The 19,799-nt window shown below is 45.7% G+C and carries 18 protein-coding genes; 7 read left to right on the top strand and 11 right to left on the bottom strand.

Annotated features, from left to right (window positions below; all coding sequences use genetic code 11):
* Window positions 1-103: 103 nt before the first annotated feature.
* The 7 genes from LZG72_RS04210 to LZG72_RS04180 form a co-directional block, all read right to left on the bottom strand.
* The gene (locus LZG72_RS04210) at window positions 104-1,426 is read right to left on the bottom strand and encodes a sugar MFS transporter (protein ID WP_233867928.1); all 1,323 of its coding nucleotides are present in this window, start codon (window positions 1,424-1,426) and stop codon (window positions 104-106) included.
* A 160-nt stretch (window positions 1,427-1,586) separates the two neighbouring features.
* Window positions 1,587-2,951 carry a Gfo/Idh/MocA family protein gene (locus tag LZG72_RS04205; protein WP_409017664.1) on the bottom strand — a complete coding sequence of 455 codons (1,365 nt, stop codon included), beginning with the start codon at window positions 2,949-2,951 and terminating at the stop codon, window positions 1,587-1,589.
* A gap of 106 nt (window positions 2,952-3,057) precedes the next feature.
* Window positions 3,058-4,350, bottom strand: coding sequence for a hypothetical protein (locus tag LZG72_RS04200; RefSeq protein WP_233868879.1), 1,293 nt, complete (start codon window positions 4,348-4,350; stop codon window positions 3,058-3,060).
* Between the two features lie 38 nt (window positions 4,351-4,388).
* The gene (locus tag LZG72_RS04195; protein ID WP_233867923.1) at window positions 4,389-5,759 is read right to left on the bottom strand and encodes a neutral/alkaline non-lysosomal ceramidase N-terminal domain-containing protein; all 1,371 of its coding nucleotides are present in this window, start codon (window positions 5,757-5,759) and stop codon (window positions 4,389-4,391) included.
* The gene (locus LZG72_RS04190; RefSeq protein WP_233867920.1) at window positions 5,756-7,147 is read right to left on the bottom strand and encodes a DegT/DnrJ/EryC1/StrS aminotransferase family protein; all 1,392 of its coding nucleotides are present in this window, start codon (window positions 7,145-7,147) and stop codon (window positions 5,756-5,758) included. Before LZG72_RS04190 ends, LZG72_RS04195 begins: the two co-directional genes overlap by 4 nt.
* 28 nt (window positions 7,148-7,175) lie before the next feature.
* Window positions 7,176-8,180, bottom strand: a complete 1,005-nt coding sequence (locus tag LZG72_RS04185) for a Gfo/Idh/MocA family protein (protein ID WP_233867917.1) — start codon at window positions 8,178-8,180, stop codon at window positions 7,176-7,178.
* A 122-nt stretch (window positions 8,181-8,302) separates the two neighbouring features.
* Entirely contained in the window at window positions 8,303-9,361 is a 1,059-nt protein-coding gene (locus tag LZG72_RS04180; protein ID WP_233867915.1) for a LacI family DNA-binding transcriptional regulator, read from the bottom strand.
* A gap of 243 nt (window positions 9,362-9,604) precedes the next feature.
* On the opposite strand from LZG72_RS04180, the gene LZG72_RS04175 reads away from it, so the two are divergent.
* From LZG72_RS04175 to LZG72_RS04160, 5 genes are all read left to right on the top strand, one after another.
* Complete coding sequence (locus LZG72_RS04175) at window positions 9,605-10,993, top strand: sulfatase (RefSeq protein WP_233868877.1); 1,389 nt, start codon at window positions 9,605-9,607, stop codon at window positions 10,991-10,993.
* Between the two features lie 73 nt (window positions 10,994-11,066).
* Window positions 11,067-11,372 carry a type II toxin-antitoxin system RelE/ParE family toxin gene (locus LZG72_RS29400; RefSeq protein WP_409017655.1) on the top strand — a complete coding sequence of 102 codons (306 nt, stop codon included), beginning with the start codon at window positions 11,067-11,069 and terminating at the stop codon, window positions 11,370-11,372.
* A complete protein-coding gene (locus LZG72_RS04170; RefSeq protein WP_233867913.1) occupies window positions 11,357-11,662 on the top strand; it encodes a HigA family addiction module antitoxin in 306 nt (101 codons plus the stop codon). The genes LZG72_RS29400 and LZG72_RS04170 overlap by 16 nt, the downstream gene beginning before the upstream one ends.
* A gap of 394 nt (window positions 11,663-12,056) precedes the next feature.
* A complete protein-coding gene (locus LZG72_RS04165) occupies window positions 12,057-13,502 on the top strand; it encodes an arylsulfatase (RefSeq protein ID WP_233867911.1) in 1,446 nt (481 codons plus the stop codon).
* Between the two features lie 32 nt (window positions 13,503-13,534).
* The gene (locus LZG72_RS04160) at window positions 13,535-13,615 is read left to right on the top strand and encodes a type II toxin-antitoxin system YoeB family toxin (RefSeq protein WP_310590547.1); all 81 of its coding nucleotides are present in this window, start codon (window positions 13,535-13,537) and stop codon (window positions 13,613-13,615) included.
* Window positions 13,616-13,651: 36 nt separating this feature from the next.
* Here LZG72_RS04160 and LZG72_RS04155 read toward each other — a convergent pair whose 3' ends face one another.
* Together LZG72_RS04155 and LZG72_RS04150 are read right to left on the bottom strand one after the other, a co-directional pair.
* Window positions 13,652-14,269 carry a response regulator transcription factor gene (locus tag LZG72_RS04155; RefSeq protein WP_233867909.1) on the bottom strand — a complete coding sequence of 206 codons (618 nt, stop codon included), beginning with the start codon at window positions 14,267-14,269 and terminating at the stop codon, window positions 13,652-13,654.
* Window positions 14,270-14,290: 21 nt separating this feature from the next.
* Window positions 14,291-16,219 carry a sensor histidine kinase gene (locus LZG72_RS04150; RefSeq protein ID WP_233867907.1) on the bottom strand — a complete coding sequence of 643 codons (1,929 nt, stop codon included), beginning with the start codon at window positions 16,217-16,219 and terminating at the stop codon, window positions 14,291-14,293.
* Between the two features lie 184 nt (window positions 16,220-16,403).
* Between LZG72_RS04150 and LZG72_RS04145 the strand changes: the two genes are divergently transcribed.
* Window positions 16,404-16,811 (top strand): hypothetical protein, encoded by a 408-nt coding sequence (locus tag LZG72_RS04145; RefSeq protein WP_233867905.1) that lies wholly within the window; start codon window positions 16,404-16,406, stop codon window positions 16,809-16,811.
* A gap of 49 nt (window positions 16,812-16,860) precedes the next feature.
* On the opposite strand, the gene LZG72_RS04140 is transcribed toward LZG72_RS04145, so the two are convergent.
* Window positions 16,861-18,030, bottom strand: coding sequence for a M23 family metallopeptidase (locus tag LZG72_RS04140; protein ID WP_233867903.1), 1,170 nt, complete (start codon window positions 18,028-18,030; stop codon window positions 16,861-16,863).
* A 113-nt stretch (window positions 18,031-18,143) separates the two neighbouring features.
* Here LZG72_RS04140 and LZG72_RS04135 point away from each other — a divergent pair, with 113 nt between their 5' ends.
* The gene (locus tag LZG72_RS04135; protein ID WP_233867900.1) at window positions 18,144-19,253 is read left to right on the top strand and encodes a YhcG family protein; all 1,110 of its coding nucleotides are present in this window, start codon (window positions 18,144-18,146) and stop codon (window positions 19,251-19,253) included.
* Between the two features lie 5 nt (window positions 19,254-19,258).
* Here LZG72_RS04135 and LZG72_RS04130 read toward each other — a convergent pair whose 3' ends face one another.
* Window positions 19,259-19,756 carry a DUF1579 domain-containing protein gene (locus LZG72_RS04130; protein WP_233867896.1) on the bottom strand — a complete coding sequence of 166 codons (498 nt, stop codon included), beginning with the start codon at window positions 19,754-19,756 and terminating at the stop codon, window positions 19,259-19,261.
* Between the last annotated feature and the right edge of the window lie 43 nt (window positions 19,757-19,799).

The following is a 19,799-nucleotide window of genomic DNA, read 5'->3' as shown; positions in this document are numbered from 1 at the left end:
AGCGTTTAGCTGTTAGCTCTTTTTTTTACTGCTTAGTATTTTGATCAACATTGAAATCGTGGATAAAGGCTAATAGCTAACAGCTAGTAGCTAAAAGCCAAAGCTAAAACCCCCACTTCCTCAACTTATGCCCCTTCACCGCATAGAACACCAAATACAAATAACAAGGCAGCAACACCCAGTACGCCTGACGAACATCCAGTTTATCAGCAAAGTACCCGTAGAATAATGGCATAATTGCGTTTCCGCAGAGGCCCATGATCATGATCGAGGCGCCTAGTTTGGTGAACCTTCCGAGATCGTCGAGTGCCAGCGGCCATATTCCCGCCCACACCAATGAGTTGGCCAGACCTAGTAAGACCACAAACCAGATTGAAATGTCGGTGTCGTGACCCAGAAAATTGATTTGTCCATGAGCGAAAATGATCAGTAATGTAAAGATTGTCCCAAGCAAGGTACAGATCCGCAATGCATTCACCTGACTGATGAATTTTGGAATCACCGTAATCCCGATCAGATAACCGCAAATGGTACAGAAAAGCGTGTAAGATGGGAATACCTTCGCTTCCAGCAGATCAATGCCCATTGAATTGGCATACCCGATGATTGTATCGATCGCAATCACCTGCGTACCCACGTGCAGGAAAATCGCCAATGCACCGAGGATCAAATGCGGGAATTGGAAAATGCTGTTTTTACCTGCATTCGCCGTCGCCACATCCTGGCTTTCGTGCTCGGTATCAATTTCTGGCAGAGGTGATTTGTAAACCAGGTAACCCAATATAAACAAGAATGTTCCGAGACAAATGTATGGCGTGATCACCCTCTGGATCAGCTCATCCAATGCGGCGCTTCTTTGAAGGTCGGTCATTGAACTTAGTTGCTTAAACAAATCAGTATCAGTAGGTTTCAGGATAACTGCTGCAAACACGATTGGGGACAAAATCCCCGCCGCTTTGTTACAAATCCCCATGATACTGATCCGTTGGGCAGCCCGATCCTTTGAACCTAAAATCGTAATGTACGGATTCGCAGCTGTTTGCAAAATGGAAAGCCCGATACCGATCGTGAAAAGACCCATCAGGAAAATTTCATACGTTCGGGACATTGCCGCCGGTACAAAAATGAATGCCCCAAGCGCCATCGCCCAGAAACCCAGCATCATGCCTTTTTTAAAACCGAGCTTTCTGAGCAAAAACGAAGCCGGTACCGACATCACAAAGTAGGCAATGTAAAAAGCAAAAGCCACCAGATAAGCCTGGAAACTGGTTAGCTCACAGGCAATTTTGAAATAAGGGATCAAAATGGAATTCACCCACGAGATGAATCCAAATATGAAAAACATCACCCCGATCAGAAAGATTGAAATAGTAGTCTCTCTTTTTGTTAAATCTTCAACTTTAATAGCAATTGTCTCAGCTTTCATTTAAAATATCTTTATCCAGCTTTATCCTTTATCCCCGGGCTGAAGCCCGGGGCAATTGATTAATTTTTAATGTCTCAGACATAAAAAAATAAATAGATTTTTTCTTCAATTGCCGGGGCTTTTAAGCCCCGGACTTAAGATGATTTGGAGAGAGAAAAAGCTAGATAGTTGGCTCCCAGCCTTTTTGATATTCTCTTTTCCAGAGTTTTTCGGCAGCCTTGTTGCCTTTGATATGCCCGTTTGTGGGATCAATAGTTAATGTGTCTCCCGTGCGGACCGCAATGTTACCAAGCTGGGCCAGCAACGTACTCTGATGCCCGCCGACGATCTCGGATGCCAGCGGCGTTCCTTTTTTGATCGCATCAAAGAAGTTCTGAATGTGTAAAGCATCCAGTCCCTGCGACGGGTTCATTTTGTTTCTTGGGTCAATCACAAAGTCGTTTTTAACTTCTTTAACAACTTTGTTTTTCAAATCATAAATCACATAACTATTACCCTCGCTGATCTGTAAAGAACCATTATCCCCATAGAAAATAACGCCCACGCTTGCACCTTCTATGGTGCGTCCGTTGCAGCTCCTGCCTTCCCAGGTCATCGCGGTATTATTGGCGAATTCAAGGTTAATTACTTGTGTATCTGGTGTCTCCCAATCGTCTTTGTAACGATAACGGCCTCCGGAAGAAGTTACGCGGGTAGGGTATTCCACCTGCAATCCCCAACGCATAAGGTCCAGCATGTGGGTACCATTGTTCAAAGCCTCGCCTGTTCCCCAGTTCCAGAACCAATGCCAGTTGTAATGGATCAGATTATCTTTAAACGCACGCCGCGGAGCCGGTCCCTGCCACAAGTCATAATCAAGCCAGGAAGGAACAGCGGTTTCTTTTCCTATACCGATAGACTCCCGATTGTTTGTGTACCAGCCTTTTACAAAATATGCTCTGCCAATCGCACCATTGTGGATCTCCTTAATCCCCGCAGCGACATTCGGCCACGAGCGACGCTGATTGCCCATCTGGATTACATTCTTATATTTCTTTGCTGCTTGCATCAGCAGCTCACCTTCATTCGGATTGTGGCTGCAAGGCTTTTCGAGGTATACGTGCTTTCCGGCTTTCGATGCCAGAATAGCTGCGGGTGCATGCCAGTGGTCCGGCGCGGCGATCACCAGTGCATCCATATCTTTGTTTTCCAATGCCTTACGGAAATCAGGTGTATTGGCGGGCTTATACTTGGCAAGATTATTCACCGTTGTAATCGCTTTTTCCGCCGCGCGGGTGTCTACATCTGAAATGGAAACGACCTCGCAGTTGGGCTGCAAAGCATAATTAGATGATAATGCAAGTCCGCGACTGTTTACCCCCATCATACCAACCCGTACCTTTTCATTGGCACCGATGATCTTCGCGTAACTTTTTGGACTAAAACCGGGTAAAACACCTCCGAAAGTCAGCAATGCACTTCCTGCCAGCGTTTTTTTGATAAAATCCCTACGGTTGTCACCAGTATTCACATCGTTTTCCGACATATCCTGTTTCGTTTGTATGTTTTCAGTTTTCATAATTCTAAATTTTCGGTCATCAATTTTAAAAGGGCGGAATAGAAAATCATACTGATAGTCAGGCCGCCAGGTGTTACTTAAAAGGGTTAGGTATTTTAATGAGGTCCTGGATCACTTTACCCTCATGATTGAACCGGGCAAGAGAATAAACGCTGCCATCCGCACCTACCGCAATCGAGTTGACATAAGTCGGACGTTCGCCGTCGCCATAAAAGATCGGTCCGTGATCGGTGTAGGTATTAGTGGGTAAATGGTAGGTGACCAAATGCAGGTTTTCCAGTCCTTTGGCCGCGCCTTTCGCGATCTGTACTTCGCCTTTCAGCCGTTTTCCATTTTCGTAAATGGGGCCGCCGGTGAGGTAGTAGATCGTTTCCTGATCGGGGCCCAGCTGAAATCCGAGATATCCATAACTAAACTGATCGAACATGCCGCTTTTTCGGGAAGGCGAAGAAGTAATGCGTTCCACGATCTCGATGGTCTCTGCTTTTGGATCAAAACGGAACAGGTATCCCGAGTTGCCGTGTATGCCATACGCTACATTCTCGGTTGGGTGCCAGAATATTTTCCGCCAGTTGTACGACATGCTGCCTGGCCGTGTCGGATCGTATTTGCCAAAGTAATCCAGCCTCAGATCCACGTTTTCGAGTTTTCGAAGAAGTTCTGTTTCAGGATTATAGGTAAAAATGTCACCTTCTGCTACCGAAAAATAAACGTCGCCATTTCGCGCATCCACAAATAACGAGCGGCACAACGACCTGAAATCGTCACCCGGCGTACCTGCTTCTCCGTCATGGGAAATCGGCCCGAGACTTTTTAATTCATTTTTATCCAAATCATAATGAATAAAATTGCCGTGCGGCCAGGTGATCCCGTACAAATGCCCGCGATCTTTATCCATCGTCATCGACACCATTCCTTCTCCGCCGGGCACTTTCGCCAGATCTTGAAACGTGCCGGTTTCCAGATCATAAGAAAGAAAATGGCCTCCCGGATAAAGCTGATAACCTTCGGGCGCCGTTTCGGGCAGGCGGTCCATGCCGTCGATCAGCTGATAAAAGCCGACATGTGTTGAAAAATAAAGCTTCCCGTTCCGTTCGTAAAACCGCACATGACTTTTTCCCTGCGGGATTGCTTTCAAATCCTGCTCGCCGCATATGGTGGTCAGGTCTCCTAAAAACCGGATCGAATCGCTGGCTGGATCATACACATACATTTGCCCGCCGATCTCATGATTGTCAGATGAAAGTGCGTAGTAGATTTTCCCGTCACTCGCTGCCGAAATGGCGTTGTAAGTATCGTGAGCCCGTTCAAATCCGGAAAAGTAATGCGTTGCAATCCGCTTTTCGGTATCAGTTAATGCTTCCATTCCGGAGGTATTATTCACAGTTCTAATGCTTTTTTTGATCAATTCTTAATTACCCGTGATTCCGGCTTCACTACACCCGCCTGTTTGGCAAGCTGCACCATTCCGTTAAGAATCTCAATCTCAACATCCGAAGCCCAGGTGGCCGGAAGTCCATAAACGATCGCCGCAGTTTCACCTTCGTATCCGCCTTCCCGCAAAATCGTCGCACTCGGAATGTAATTCATCACATCGTTGGAATAACCCATTACGAAAATGTTCTGACCAAAGATTTTTTTAAGGTTAATGGCATAATCCACCACAAGCTCACCGCCCATGGTCATAATTGCCTGTTCGCCCAGCTTCCAGACTTGTAACGGGAAAGGGTAGGAGGTTGGAAATTTCTCTCCTTTATTGATTCTCTCGACCATTCTTTTCGCCCATTTCTGCTGATACCCCGTCGTCTTGTCAGCCATTGCGGAAAGCTGATCTTTCGTCGGCGCAGTGGTGAGCGAAAGATTTACCTCGGTGTAGGCGGTGGAAATTTTGGCGTCCAGCGGTTTCATGTTTTCACTGATAACCCGCTCCACAGATGCTGCGAGTGTTTTTCCATATTGGATCGCGAGAGGTACCGTATGCCGGGGTAATGGATTTTGATCCGCGCCTGCACCTTGAAAAAACAAGGCAGTCGTTCCCGGATATAGTTTTTCCAGCTCGATCTGGGCGTAACCGGGATAATCTCCCGAGAATTTATTCAAATCTAAAACCGTCGGATGGCATGCGTAACCGAATGCAATCGCCAGCAATTTTCCTTTCGGATCAGATACTTTTAAAACAGGTACTGCGGCGTCGCCGGGACCGGTTATCTCAGTCAGTCGATCAAGCGTAGCCGCATTGTTGTTCCTGCGGTTTACCTGGAATCTTGCCACCCCATTTCCGGATTCAAGAACGGCAGGTTGAAGTGATTTCAATGCATTACCAGCCAATGTAACGATCTGGTTGGTGAGCCATTCCGAGTATTTGTCAATCTTCTGTTGCTCCGGCTGTCCAAATGGATAAATGTCGGACAATGCACTTCCGAGCACTGGGCCGGAATGCGTATGTGAGCTGTTAAGGATAATTTGCCCCTTGGAAAGCTTGTATTTCGAAAGCAACTGCGCCCGGATGTTGTCCGACATCGCTTTTGGAAAACCAAGCAAATCGGTTGTGATGAGGACGGCTTGTTTTCCATCCGCATCTTCCAATGCAAGTGCTTTTGCCCAGATATCATGCAGTTTTCCTTCGGAAGCTTGTGTGCGTGACGCAAAACCTGCCATCCATAGTTGCTCGGCAGGTGTAATGGCAACTCGTGCGACACCGGCTTTCCACGTTTTTTGTGCAAATGCAGGCGTCAGGGTGATTAATGCTAAAACCGATAAAAGTAGTATCCTCATTTCTTGCCAAGCGTTTTAACTTTGTCCGCATTTTTATTGATTTTCTCAATGGCCGAGGCAATGTCCTGCATGTCGGTTTTACTCCCCAAAAGCATGTTCTGAGTGAACCAGACAGCCTCTTCCTTACAAAGCTTGTCGTTCAGCGGGCATTTGTTACGCTCATTATATGCATTGATGTCGAGCATTTCCTTTGGATACGATTTCCGGTAATTTTTGGAGTCGAATGTATCTTTTAAATAAGGCTGCGTATTCAAAGTCGCATAGCCGCTCGAACATGGAATGCCTTCGGCCCGCAGTGCAGTAAGAAAATCCTCTCTTGATAATCCCTTGAAACCTTCTTTATTATATCTGAACGGAAAAAGGTGATATGCGCCGCGCGTTACCTTGTCGTACAATTTGTAGGGAGTTATGCCCGGAATGTCTTTTATCAATGATTTAAGATAATTCGCATTGTCGTTCCGTACCGTAGTCTGGGCATCAAGCCGTTTCAATTGGGCAATGCCGATCGCCGCCTGGTATTCGGTGAACCGCAGTTTTGTCCCCTGCATCACACTCCCGGTACCCACTGCGCCGACCGCCGTCCCATATGGATTTCCAAAATTGGTATAGGAAAAGCATTTGTCCATGAACTTGTCATTGTTGCTCACCACGGCGCCGCCTTCCCCGATCGGCAGGTTTTTGGAATTTTGGAAACTAAAACAGCCCGCATCACCGATCGTACCCACTTTTTTATTGTCATACTCCGCCAAATGCGCCTGACAAGCATCCTCGATCACGAGCAGGTTGTGTTTTTTGGCAATGGCCATAATTCGGTCCATATCCGCTGGCAAACCCAGAATGTGGACTGGCATAATTGCTTTGGTGCGCGATGTAATTTTAGCTTCGATCTTAGCCGGATCAATCTGAAACGTTTCGGGATCGATGTCCACGAAAACCGGCATCGCGCCATTTGACAAAATGGAAGAAACGGTAGCTATAAACGTATAAGGCGGCACCAGTACTTCATCACCCGCCTTGATGTCCATTTGGTTGATCGTCGTTACCAGGGCATTGGTCCCATTTACCACTGCAAGGCTTCTTTTCGCGCCGAGCGCCTCCGCCCATTCTTTTTCGAACCGGGTAACCATATCCGCTCTCGACCAAACACCGCTGCGCAACACTTCCAGCACCAGCTTCTCATCGTTTTCTTTATCCCAGATCGGCCAGGCTGGCCATTTGTGCTCCGCCCATGCCGATGGCCCGCCTAATATTGCCGGCTTTTCGGCCGAAATATTTCTGATTTCAAAAGGTTTTGCCAGGCTGGAACCTGCCATTGCAACTCCAAGCCCGGCCATTGAATTCTGACGGAGGAAGGTTCTGCGTGAAAGTGTTTGGTTAAATAGCTTCATTATATTCCGGTTTAGGATGGAATAATGCTTACTTCTTTTTTGCTTTCGCCAGCACACTTTCCAGCGTCACACTTTTCCCGCCTTGTCTTTTGCTTTCATCCGCAGCTTCCATGAATGCGAATATCTCAATCGTTTCTTCGGGGGTTACAGGTACCTCGCCTGTTTTGAAATACTTGATAATGTCTACTAAAAGTGGCTCATAACCGCCATAAGGTCCGAGCGTTTTATTGCCGTCTTCGGTAAAAACAGTCCCGCCATAGTCGTGCTTTCCGGTACGTGTTCCTCTGAATGTGCCCGTGCGACCGTCGCCCCATATACCGACGACAATGTCTGTATTAGGTGTATTGACACGGGTTACCGCTTTGCAACCTGTTCCCATCACGGTAAAAAGCGTTTCCACTCCATGGATTCCGTACCAGAAAAAGTCAGGGTGTGTTTTTTCTAAAACGGCCGGACTGTATGTGTCTGCGCCGAGTACTTTCTTTTTATCAACGCCTTCAAGTCCTTTAATATAACGCAGCGACGAGGCTGTGAATATGGGGATATTATATTTTTTGGCTGCTTCGTAAATGGCAATAGCATCGGAAAGGGAAGCGGCAACCGGCTTATCGATAAACATACGCTTGCCTGCCTTCAAAACCTGTAAAGCCTGTTCCAAATGCAGCCTGCCGTCATTCGTTTCAAGGAGGATCACGTCCGATTTGTCCAGCAGTTCTTTGATCGAACCTGCGATTTCCACACCGAGCTTTTTTACTTCTTCAATGTAACCCGGAATGCGTTTAGCACTCGTTTCAATGTCTTTGCTCCCGTAAGGATACGCGGCAGCAACACGGTAGCCATCGAAGACAGGGTCAGGGCTGGCGGCATTCAGGGCTTTTGTAAAGGCAATGCTGTGCGAAGTGTCCAGCCCGATGATACCTACCCGTTTTCCGTCAGCAGGCTTAGCTGAAAGAGATGAGTAGTCCATTAAACCGAGTCCCGCGCCGGCAATAGCTGAGTTAACAATGAATTTTCTTCTGCTTAAAGAATGCATGTTGGGTATAGGAAAAAGTGTTTAGGAATAGTCGACTCGTAACAGTTTCGGGTACGTACCCGTAAATATACTAACCTTTTTTAATTTACAAGAGATCTTGGAGATTGTTTATAATTAATTTCCTAGTTTTTGTAAAACGCCTGATTTTCTTTGGTAATGATATCGATAGGCATGAAATGTACCTTTTCGATCCGTTTTCCGAGCACAAGTGTTTCGTATAGAGACATCAGGCCACGGTAACCTTGTTCTTCCGGCTTGTGGCAGATCAGAAAGTCGATCGTTTCGTTGTTCAGATATTCGATATTTTCTTTCAGAAAGTCATAACCGATCAGCGAAATGTCTGTGCGTTTTGCTTTTTCCAGAAAAGCGGCGACTGCAAATACCCTGGAATTGGTCACAAATATCGCCTCGATGTTTTCGTGTTCGTGTAAAACGCGCGTGAGGTCGCGGGTCACGGAAAGGCTGTCAGTATCTTTAATGTTAATGCGGATGATTTCCCCGGGGATGTGATGATCTTTAAAATAAGACCGGAAACCTTCTTCGATCTGAATGTAGCTGTAATTGTCTGTCTCTTTTGAAATATTGACAACCAGTACCTGATGGTTTTCTTTTAGTCGGTAAGTAAGCAATTTGGCCCCCACATATCCGCTTTGGGACAAATGCGGCCCGATGTAGCAAAGGTTATCCTGATCGGGAATGTCGGAGTCGATGAATGTGAAAGGGATTTTCAGGCGCTTGCAGGATTCTGCAAATTTTTGTGCTTCATCTACAAATGAAGGTGAAAGCAATACTCCCTGAAAGTGACCTTGCAGGATCAGGTTGGCCTGTTTGGTAAAAGATTCTTTGTTATTCAGGTCAAAGAAAAAGTTAACCGCCTGAACGCCATACTTTTTAATTTCATCTTCTGCCCGGGTAATGCCATTCAACGGCGCTTCCCAGAAATCGGTTTCTTCCGAAACGCTCGGAATGAGGACAGCCAGCGAAATGATCTTTTTGGAAGCGAGTCGGCTTGCAAGGATATTGGGCTGGTAATCAAGCTCCTTTATAATGTCATTGATCTTCTTTTTGGTCTTTTCGGAAACGCCGGTCCTGTTGTGAATAACCCGATCGACAGTTGCAATGGACACATTGGCCCGGCGGGCAATCTCTTTTACTCCAAAATAGGTATTGTCGTTTTCCATACTATAGAAATGGGAGGAGCTAAATTCCGAAAGTAAAGTGTGTTTTCCAAAATAGTGCCTCGGCTCCGGGCCAGTGCGGCTGGAGGAATACGGTGCGTGCGGATTGGGGAAAACCGACCGATATTTTCAAAAAATAGTCTTCAAAGAATATATTTAATAATTTCAGCGATCGACCCATCTAAGATCTCAAACATGCTCCGAATCACTGTAATCCTGATTTTGTCTATTTCTTTATGTCTTTCAATGGCATTTGCTCCCGGGAAACCGGCGGCCAAAACTCCAAACGTCGTCTTATTCTTCATCGACGACCTCGGTTATGGTGATTTGTCGGTGACGGGAGCTTTGGGCTACAAAACTCCGAATCTGGATAAAATGGCCGCAGAAGGGACACGTTTCACCAATTTCATGGCTGCCCAGGCTGTTTGCAGTGCGTCACGCGCGGCATTGATGACCGGATGTTATCCCAACAGGCTGGGAATTTCAGGCGCATTTGGACCCTCGTCACTCGTCGGTTTGAATCCAAAGGAAGAAACAATCGCCGAACTTGTAAAGGCACAGGGATATGCGACGGGAATTTTTGGAAAATGGCATCTGGGAAGTCAGACGGAGTTTTTGCCTTTGCAGCAGGGATTTGATGAATATTATGGTGTACCATACTCGCATGATATGTGGCCTCTACATCCCTGGCAGGAGCGCTCAAAATATCCGCCATTGCATTGGATCGATGGAAATAACGCTGGCAAAGAAATCAAAACGCTCGAAGATGCGTCTGAACTGACACCAACGATTACTGAACACGCGGTCGCATTTATCCGAAAAAATAAAAACAAGCCATTCTTTATGTACGTGCCTCATCCCATGCCGCACGTGCCGCTGGCTGCGTCTGCAAGATTCAGGGGGAAAAGCGAGAGAGGGATTTTTGGAGATGTTTTAATGGAGCTGGATTGGTCGGTCGGCGAAATTATGAAAGAACTAAAAACCCAGGGATTGGATGAAAATACACTGGTCATTTTCACAAGTGATAATGGTCCGTGGCTGAACTATGGCGATCATGCCGGCTCCTCGGGCGGCTTCCGCGAAGGAAAGGGAACTTCGTTTGAAGGTGGGCAGAGAGAACCCTGCATGATCCGCTGGCCGGGTGTCGTGCCGGCAGGCAGGGTGTCGAACAAGCTTTTATCCACACTGGATATTCTCCCCACCATCGCTAAACTTACCGGTGCCAAATTGCCAAAGGAAAAGATCGACGGCATCGAGTTCGTCGATTTGCTTAAAGGAGATGAAACTAAAACGCCTCGGGAGAATTTTCTTTACTATTATCGTAAAAATAGCCTCGAAGCTGTCAGAAAGCACAATTGGAAACTGGTATTTGCTCATCCCGGCCGGAAATATGAAGGTTCGCTGCCTGGTAAAAATGGTCAGCCGGGGCCTAGTCCGGAAGACCATCCCTATCCCGCCGCATTGTACAATCTGGCCCGCGATCCGGGGGAACGTTACGATGTAATGGAGCAAAACCCTGAAATCGTAGCAGAACTGACCAAAATCGCCGAAGCCGCGCGGGAAGATCTGGGCGATGATTTACAGCAAAAAGCCGGCAAAAATGTGAGGGCTGCGGGGGAGGTTTTGAAGAAGTAGCGTTAACTTTTTTATTGAAGACACAATTAGTAAGGAAAATATTGTAACCTTTGGGGTATCACACTATATTAACATGATAAAGACCTTTAAACATAAAGGCCTGCGGCTACTTTGGGAAAGAAATAATCCTTCAAAGCTACCGCCGGAACAAATAGAGAAGTTGAGACGCATTTTGTCAGCATTAAATGCTGCGAAAACATTAGACCCGATTCGAGCGATTCCGGGTTACAGACTTCATCAATTGACCGGAAATAGATCTGGGATTTGGTCTGTGTGGGTGACGGGTAATTACAGGATTTTATCACGTTCAGGGATGATGAAGTTTTTGATGTGGATTATGTGGACTACCATTAGGAAAGAACTATGGAAAGTGGAATGAAACCAGTGCATCCCGGAGCGATTCTTCGGGAAGATATTTTGAAGGAAATGAAAGTTTCAGTTACTCAGGCTGCAAAAGCGCTGAATGTGAGCCGAAAACAGTTATCTGAGGTAGTGAACGAAACGGCCGCCGTTTCGGCGGAGATGGCGGTGCGATTAGAGGAGGGATTCGGTGTAAATGCTGAATTCTGGCTGGAAATGCAGAAGAACTTCGATATATGGAAAGTGAAGAGTAGCGGACGCATTCAGGGTGTCCAGCGGATTACCCCCACAAAACCCCTCACTATTTAATTTCAAGAAAGTTTTGACATCAATGAGGCATGCTATTGTTTTTCTGAGCTCAATATCTTTATTTTGTCTATCAATTAAGTAGATTAATGTTTTCTTCGATAATAAAGATTACTACAAATAGATGTTGCTCCTGATACCCTAAGAGACAGCCTGGTGCCGACTTGCCGGAATTTTCGGTGGTTGTCAATTCATGCTAGTCGTACCGGCTGTCGTAGGGTATTGGGAACAAATATACACCGCAAATCTGCTTTTTTTCTTTGTTCTCTTCATGACTTTAAGTTCGATTTTCTAAAATCAAAGTTGGCTTTTTCTTCAAAAAGGCTTTATTTAAGCTGTTTTGCAAGTAACCTTTCGGTTTCAAAGCCTTTTTAAGTTATCACTCTCTATGATATTCATGAAGAAACGGATTTTCAGTCTGATAGGTGTTGCGTTTGTCTTTCTGCGTCCCGACCTGCTGGCGCAGGCTCAAAAACCGGCACGGCCTAATATTGTTTTTATTCTGGCTGATGACCTCGGCTATGGTGATGTCGGCTTCAATGGTCAGAAACTGATCAAAACGCCTAACATTGACAAACTTGCCCGTGAGGGTATGATTTTCAACCAGTTTTACGCAGGAACCTCCGTTTGTGCACCGTCCCGATCTTCACTACTTAGCGGGCAGCATACAGGTCATACCTATATTCGGGGAAATAAAAGTGTCGAGCCGGAGGGGCAGCAGCCCATTGCCGATTCGGTGGTCACTGTCGCGGAAGTTTTAAAAAAGGCCGGGTACAATACGGCTGCTTTCGGCAAATGGGGATTAGGGCCTGTCGGATCAGAAGGTGAGCCGAATAAGCAGGGTTTTGATCACTTTTACGGATATAATTGCCAAAGCCTGGCACACCGTTACTATCCAAATCACCTTTGGGACAACTCTAAGAAAGTGGTTCTCGAAGGAAATAAGAACTTGCTTTATAACAAGGAGTACGCTCCCGATCTCATTCAAAAACAAGCGATCAGTTTTGTTGAAATGCAGAACGGATCGAAGCCCTTTTTTCTGTTTTTACCATACATCCTGCCACACGCTGAGCTGATCGTCCCGGACGACAGTATATTCCAATATTATAAAGGCAAATTTGAAGAAAAGCCTTTCAAGGGAGCGGATTATGGGGTTCGTGCTACGTCTGGCGGGTATGCTTCGCAGGAGTTTCCGCATGCAACCTTTGCCGCAATGGTAACCCGGCTGGACCTGTACGTGGGTCAGGTGATGGAGAAATTGAAAGAAAAAGGACTTGACAAGAACACACTGGTCATTTTCACAAGCGACAATGGCCCGCATGTGGAAGGTGGCGCAGATCCCAAATTTTTCAATAGCAGCGGCGGTTTCAGGGGTGTAAAACGCGATTTGTATGAAGGTGGAGTGAGGGAGCCATTCGCCGCGCGCTGGCCGGCAGCCATTAAACCTGGATCAAAAAGTGAATTTATCGGAGCATTCTGGGATATTCTGCCCACGTTTGCTGAACTGGCTCATACGACATCACCTGCTAATATCGACGGGATTTCATTTACCGATGCATTGAGAGGAAGACCGACACAGAAAAAGCATGATTACCTGTACTGGGAATTTCACGAGCAGGGAGGCAGGCAGGCCGTGCGGCAAGGTAATTGGAAGGCTGTGAGGTTGAAAGCGGCCGGAAATCCCGATGCATTGGTTGAATTGTACGATCTGTCGAAAGACCCCGCCGAGACAACCAACCTGACCCCGCAATTTCCGGAAAAGGCAAAGGAACTTGGTCAGATCATGAACCGTGCGCACGTTACATCGGCTATTTTTCCATTTGGAAGTTTGGCAACGAATTGAGAAACAAATAGAGCTTAAAGCGATCGAGACGCATTTCCGGTGAGCATAGATTGGTTTACACTGTAAATGGAGATAGAATTTTCATAGTGCAATGCCGGTTTCATTATCTATAATAAAATAGTTCTTTTCAAGATCACCGGTGCTACACATCAAATCAACCCTAACCCAGCCGCCAGCTTTATTAACGAAGCGGTATTTGAAACTTCGAATTTCATTAACAAATTCTGTCTGTGACTGTTGACGGTGGTCACACTCACAAAAAGCTGCTCGGCGATCTGAGGGTTTGTCAGACCTTCGGCGATCAATAAAAGCACTTCTTTTTCTCGCCTTGTCAAAAAAGGGACCGCGCGCTGGGCGGCAGGTGCCGCAACCTGGTCGAAATTCACATTCATAAAATAACCGCCGGCCTGCACCTGCTGGATCGCTTCCAGGATATCCTCTTTTCCAGAACTTTTAATAAGATAACCTGACGCGCCATTTTGGATCATGCGCGAAACGTACGCCCGTTCGCTAAATGTGCTCAATGCGAGTGTCTTCACTTCCGGAAATTGTTCCTTTACTTTTTTACAAAGGTCAATACCGCTGATGTCGGGGAGGTTAATATCCAGAAATGCGATGTCGACGGGGTTATTTTTTAGAAATGCGATTGCATCGATCGCATTGCAAGCCGTTCCCACAACCTCGATCCCCTCAGCATCGGCGAGCAGCGATTTTAATCCCTCCAGTACCATGGGGTGATCATCTACAATCAGAATTTTAACAGGCATCTTTTAGTATAGATTAAGCTTTTATAAAACAATCTCGATCAGAACAGAAGTCCCCTCATCCGGCTTGGACTGAATATCCAGTTTTCCATTGAGGTAATCGACCCTTGCCTGCACATTTCGCATTCCCGCCCCTTTATTGGTTTCCAGTTTTGACACATCAAATCCTTTCCCATTATCTTCCACCGTCACACTCACATGGTTATCGATACGGGTAAGTTGTACCTGCACCTCAGTTGCTTCCGCGTATTTAAGTACATTGTTCAAAAGCTCCTGAACAATGCGGTAAATGATGATTTCCACCGATGAATCAAGTCTTTTGTCGAAACCAAAATGCTGCATGTTCACGGCGATCTGCCCCGAGGAACTGATGCCTTCGCAAAAATCACTCAATGCATCGACCAACCCGAAACGCACGAGGGTTTCGGGCATCATACTATGTGCGACACGGCGCATTTCGCTGATCGCGCTGTCCAGCTGACCAATCGCCCGGGTAAAAGTCATAGCACTTTCCTCGGGCAGGATTACATTCCCTTTCACGGAATTTAAAGTTAATTTGATACCTGATAATAATCCACCCAGACCATCGTGGAGGTCACGGGCTACGCGGGTGCGTTCTTCTTCCTGGCCTTTTAAAATCGAATTTGTGGCCACAAGCTGCTTTTCCTGCTGCAGCTGCACTATTTCTTTTTCCGCAATGCGTTTTCTGGCAGCAATGTTCCGGTAAACTAAAACGGAGATAATACTTAGTCCGAGAATGCCGGCAATGAGGCTGTAAATGAGTGTATTACGTTTTTGCTTGTCTTTTTCAAGGGTCAATATCTGTTTCTCTTTCTGAGCTGTCAGGTATTTGGTGTCCAGTTCCTGCAATTGTTTTTGTACGTCAATACCCTGGATCGAGTCATTCAGCATGACGTATTTCATTAAGTATTCATAAGCCGCCTTGTGTTTGCCCTGGCGTTCCAGATCCGTCGCATAATCTTCGTACAGTTCCACCAAATGATCCGTCATATCGTTGGCTTCCGCAATGTCAAGTGCTTCTTTCGTGTACCTGGCCGATAGTTCCGGTTGTTTACTGTCTTCCGCCACGTACATTAAAGCTCTCAAACATTCCATTTTCAGAAACACATTCCCCGATTTTCTTGCCAGTGCCAGCCCCATTTCTCCATAAGATCTGGCCTTATCCAAATTTTTCGATGCGCGGTTGGTGCGGCACAGACCTGCGTATGCCTGGATGACGAAAATGTCGGATTGGATTTTGTTGGCCACCGCAAGTCCTTCATTAAAGTGAGCCGTCGCCTCCGGGTAGCGTTTGAGGTTGAGGTAACATGTCGCGATGTTAGTCAGTATATCGGCAAGCATGAGGCTGTCTTTTAAAGGGCGGGCCAGCTTTAATGCCTTTTGTTTGTACACCAGCGATTTTTCAAAAAGGTTTGCATGTTCAAATGCACTGCCTATGTTGATGTAAAGCCTTGGCAGGTACTCTGTTAATCCCAGTTTTTCCAACTGATCTGCGGATTGCTGGTAGTATTTGATAGACTCCGTGAAATTTCCCATATAGGTGTAGCTGACTGCGATATTAGCCAGGCTTTTTCCGACATTCAGCGGGTTTTTCATAGCTTTTGCTATCTCCAGACTTTCTTTATTGAACTTCAAAGCCTGTTCAAACTTTCCCTGCAGATTTAATATATAAGTATAATTGGTGCGGAATTTGAATTTTCCGGTCGCATAATTCAGCTTTTCACTCAGCGTTTCTGCCTTGAGATAGTAATTTGCAGCGCTATCCAGATTCTGATTTTCGAGGTAGTTTCCGTATTCAATGTAGGCGAGTACCCGGTTCGTATCCTGTTTGCTGGTTTGTATTTTTTGTAAAATGGCCGTTACATCTCTGTTCTGAGCAGAGACATTCAGGGCGATCGGGACAAAAAAGAATATTTTGAAAAGCGAGTTCATGAATCCGTAGGGGAGGTTCGAGTGGAAAATTACAGAGGCAAAATTCCTAAATAAAACCTTTTAATAATATCCTCTAAAAGCACGATTTTTCAAATATCATACTTTCATAGGATTGATTGCCGCGTATCATTGCTGCTACCTTTGTTGTGTCAAAAGACATTTAACTCAATAAAATCTAGCAGCCATGAAAAAGATTTTTCTTCTCTTACTTAGTACAACTTTGTTTTTCGCTTGCGAAGAGGATAAGGACAAAAATCCTTCTCCCGAACTGAGCGCACAGGTAGCCGGTAACTACAAGTTGACCAAACTGGAAATCGACGGGCAGAACATTCCGTTGACAAAAGCCACCGTCCAGCTGGAATTCAAAAAATTCTCAGCCGAAGTGGTTACCGGCACGATCTCAGGTATAATTGATGGACAGGACGAAGTTGAGGAGGATCTGGGCGCATTAAATTTGAAAAGCGTCGGTAGTACCGGCATCGACATCTATGACGGAACCCAAAAAGTAGGTAATCTCGATAAGTCGGACAAGCTGAGTATTTTCGTCGAATTTGAAGGTCAGGAGTTCGAAATGATCGCCGAAAAGCGATAAATTGCATTCTTATTCACCATGAATGTCAAACCAGTAGTCGACTAGCTCGCTACTGGTTTTTTGTTAATTCTGAGATATCTTTTTTGACTTCCGAGAGTGGGACGGTGGGGATGTAGCCTTTTGTACCGTTCCGGAGTTGAACCCGGAACCCTTTTCCCATTTCACCAATAATGCGAACGGACGTGTTTGCAGGCAATGCGGCAATGCGCCCCGAGTCCTGAAATTGCGCAGATGTATACAGATTTGCCTTTCTTTTAATGGTTACCGTGTCGCCCAGCCAGCGTGATTTCTCTGGTAAACCGGGAAGTTTTTCCTTTCGGTCATTGATAAACGGCAACGGATTTACTGCCCCCGAACCGCGTGCGTAAATCCCGAAATGCAAATGCGGCGAGGTCGTGATCGCATTACCTGTATTTCCAACCAGCCCAAGCGTGTCACCCTGAACCACACGCTGGCCCATTGATACGAGCTGACTATCCAAATGCGCATAGTAGATGGAATAGGGGCTGGCCATGGATGAGACAAAAACCACCTTTCCGCCTAGATTATTAGTCCCAGTTTGTGTCACAAACCCATTTTGGGCCGAAATTACCGGCGTTCCGCGTTTTGCACGGATGTCGATTCCCTCGTGTGAACGTGCTCCGGCGTCTCGCTCCATTCCCCAATAACTGATCACATCCGACATGCTGTGGCCCGCAACCGGAAATCCGAGTGATGGCAATGTGGCCAAAGTAAGCGTTACAGCAAGATTTTCGTTTAGCCCGGTTTGTAATCGGAGTAAAAGCGTGTCCTGTTCGTGGTTATCGTAAGTAAGTGACTGACCATTTTCACTCAGGTAGTCAAGACGTTGTGTTTTGCCGTTTCCTTTGACTTTATACAACTCAACAAACAATTTCGACAGCGTATCTTCTCTTAATGGAGTAATAATAAGTCTGCGTCCCTCGGGAATTTTAAGTTTGATAGCCTGAGCAGGAATGGAGTCACCGAGGAAAAAACGCTCCTGGTAGGGTGCTACCGAAAAGACCGAATCGCTCAGAACTTCTTCACCGACTCTGAACCAGGTTTGTCCGGCAATCGTCTTTTCCAGCTTATTTTTAAGCAATTCTTTTTCGTAATGCTCTTTTGGTGTAACCGGAAACCAATGCGAAACGGGCACTGGCTTGCATGCTTCCAGCCAACAAATTAGAATTACAAATAGTAGTCTTAATATTCTTTTCATCGCTCGAATCAATCATCCAGCCGAAGGATAACAAATTCGTGCCATTGGAAAAGTCGAATTGGAGCTGTGTATTTGGTTATGCAGTTTGCTGGTTCACATTTTTAACTTCATCGATGAATCACAACTTCCACTCCCTCGTTAACGTCATTCAGGAAACCCACACCACTCTTCAGCAAAATGCCATCAAGGCCATTAACAAACATCTGACCATCCGAAATTGGCTGATCGGGTTTTACATTGTAGAATTTGAGCAGAATGGGGAGGATCGGGCGAGGTATGGTGAACGTTTACTAGAAGATCTTGCAGATAAAATTAATGTTAAAGGGCTGGGTGCAAGGAATTTAAAACTTTTCAAACAGTTTCACCTTTCTTACCCTGCAATTGTGCAGACACTGTCTGCACAATTGCAGGACTTTGGTTTTGGTAATTACACTAATTTGAGATCAGACTCCAACTTAACTCTTTTAGAAAGTCCTCAGCAAATGAATTGGGCAGCCGTTGATCCGGAGACATTAATTTCAAAACTTTCTTTTTCTCACCTTACGCTGCTACTGCCGATAAAGAAACCAGCCAAAAGATACTTCTACGAATCCGAATGCATCAAAGGAAACTGGAGTGTTAGCGAGTTGAAAAGACAGATCATTACTTTATACTACGAACGTTCAGGAATGAGTATAAATCCGGAAAAACTCAGACTCGACTCGAACGAGAAAGCGGAAAAGCTGCGGATCACAGATATCATTAAATCGCCATTTACATTTGAATTCTTAGGCCTCAAAGCAAGAGAAGTTGTCTATGAGAATGAGCTGGAACAAGCCTTAGTCGATAACCTGGAAGCATTTTTAATTGAATTAGGCCATGGTTTCTGCTTTGAGGCCAAGCAAAAAAGAATTACAATCGGTGATGAATACTATTTTATCGACCTGGTTTTTTACCACAGGATCCTGAAATGTCACGTGCTCGTTGAGTTGAAGACCAATGAAGTCAAACACGAGCATATTGGTCAGTTGAAAACGTACATCAACTATTACAAAAAGGAGATCATGCTCGAAGGTGATAATCCCCCAGTTGGATTGCTGCTGGTAACCGACCAAAACAGAGCATTAGTCGAATATGCGGTTGCTGACAGTGACATGCCGCTTTTTGTCAGCAAATACCTGGTTGAATTGCCAAGTAAAGAGCAAATAGAGTTTTTTATAAAAAGGGAAATGTCACAGCTTTGAATGCATCACCCAACCCTTTTATAAACCGTCTCTGTCGCTTTATCTTCCTGACCTTCCGGGGAAATGTTGTAGGCTGTGATGATCAGCTCATTTGGATTGACAAGTTCAAGCGTAGTCCGCCAGCCCCATGGTTCAGGAATGTCCGGGCCTCCGTAGCTTCCGAGAACAGAAAAACCATTTCCGATTTCGTGGCCTTCCGAAAGCATAATACCTGTGCTCATGTGGAAGCTATCGATCCAGGCAGCTTGAAATTTGTTACTCCCGAGATCGAAACCGTAGGTGGCCGAGCCCTCGAAAGGCGAGCCGCTCAGAGTTCCCTGGTATTCGTGCAGGATAAATCTTCCGCCTAGAATAGACCGGATTATTCCTTTCATAGGCGATTCGTCTGCCCCGACATCGGGCTCGAACCAGGTTTTTGTAACGCCTTCCCATTCACCAATGAAAGATTGAAATTTCTGGTGAATGCCAGATTCCAGGGAGATTTCAAATTTAGTTTTGCCCACAGTTTGTATTGATTGAGAGTGCTACAATAGGAATTACCAAAGT

It is taken from the genome of Dyadobacter sp. CY323 (assembly GCF_021390245.1).
Lineage (GTDB): Bacteria > Bacteroidota > Bacteroidia > Cytophagales > Spirosomataceae > Dyadobacter.
This window is presented reverse-complemented; position numbering and strand designations above follow the sequence as displayed.

What these genes read in the sequence shown, in the direction of transcription:
- LZG72_RS04210 (WP_233867928.1), bottom strand. Translation starts at nt 1,426, where the DNA reads ATGAAAGCTGAGACAATTGCTATTAAAGTTGAAGATTTAACAAAAAGA.
- LZG72_RS04205 (WP_409017664.1), bottom strand. Translation starts at nt 2,951, where the DNA reads ATGTCGGAAAACGATGTGAATACTGGTGACAACCGTAGGGATTTTATC.
- LZG72_RS04200 (WP_233868879.1), bottom strand. Translation starts at nt 4,350, where the DNA reads ATGGAAGCATTAACTGATACCGAAAAGCGGATTGCAACGCATTACTTT.
- LZG72_RS04195 (WP_233867923.1), bottom strand. Translation starts at nt 5,759, where the DNA reads ATGAGGATACTACTTTTATCGGTTTTAGCATTAATCACCCTGACGCCT.
- LZG72_RS04190 (WP_233867920.1), bottom strand. Translation starts at nt 7,147, where the DNA reads ATGAAGCTATTTAACCAAACACTTTCACGCAGAACCTTCCTCCGTCAG.
- LZG72_RS04185 (WP_233867917.1), bottom strand. Translation starts at nt 8,180, where the DNA reads ATGCATTCTTTAAGCAGAAGAAAATTCATTGTTAACTCAGCTATTGCC.
- LZG72_RS04180 (WP_233867915.1), bottom strand. Translation starts at nt 9,361, where the DNA reads ATGGAAAACGACAATACCTATTTTGGAGTAAAAGAGATTGCCCGCCGG.
- LZG72_RS04175 (WP_233868877.1), top strand. Translation starts at nt 9,605, where the DNA reads ATGGCATTTGCTCCCGGGAAACCGGCGGCCAAAACTCCAAACGTCGTC.
- LZG72_RS29400 (WP_409017655.1), top strand. Translation starts at nt 11,067, where the DNA reads ATGATAAAGACCTTTAAACATAAAGGCCTGCGGCTACTTTGGGAAAGA.
- LZG72_RS04170 (WP_233867913.1), top strand. Translation starts at nt 11,357, where the DNA reads ATGGAAAGTGGAATGAAACCAGTGCATCCCGGAGCGATTCTTCGGGAA.
- LZG72_RS04165 (WP_233867911.1), top strand. Translation starts at nt 12,057, where the DNA reads ATGAAGAAACGGATTTTCAGTCTGATAGGTGTTGCGTTTGTCTTTCTG.
- LZG72_RS04155 (WP_233867909.1), bottom strand. Translation starts at nt 14,269, where the DNA reads ATGCCTGTTAAAATTCTGATTGTAGATGATCACCCCATGGTACTGGAG.
- LZG72_RS04150 (WP_233867907.1), bottom strand. Translation starts at nt 16,219, where the DNA reads ATGAACTCGCTTTTCAAAATATTCTTTTTTGTCCCGATCGCCCTGAAT.
- LZG72_RS04145 (WP_233867905.1), top strand. Translation starts at nt 16,404, where the DNA reads ATGAAAAAGATTTTTCTTCTCTTACTTAGTACAACTTTGTTTTTCGCT.
- LZG72_RS04140 (WP_233867903.1), bottom strand. Translation starts at nt 18,030, where the DNA reads ATGAAAAGAATATTAAGACTACTATTTGTAATTCTAATTTGTTGGCTG.
- LZG72_RS04135 (WP_233867900.1), top strand. Translation starts at nt 18,144, where the DNA reads ATGAATCACAACTTCCACTCCCTCGTTAACGTCATTCAGGAAACCCAC.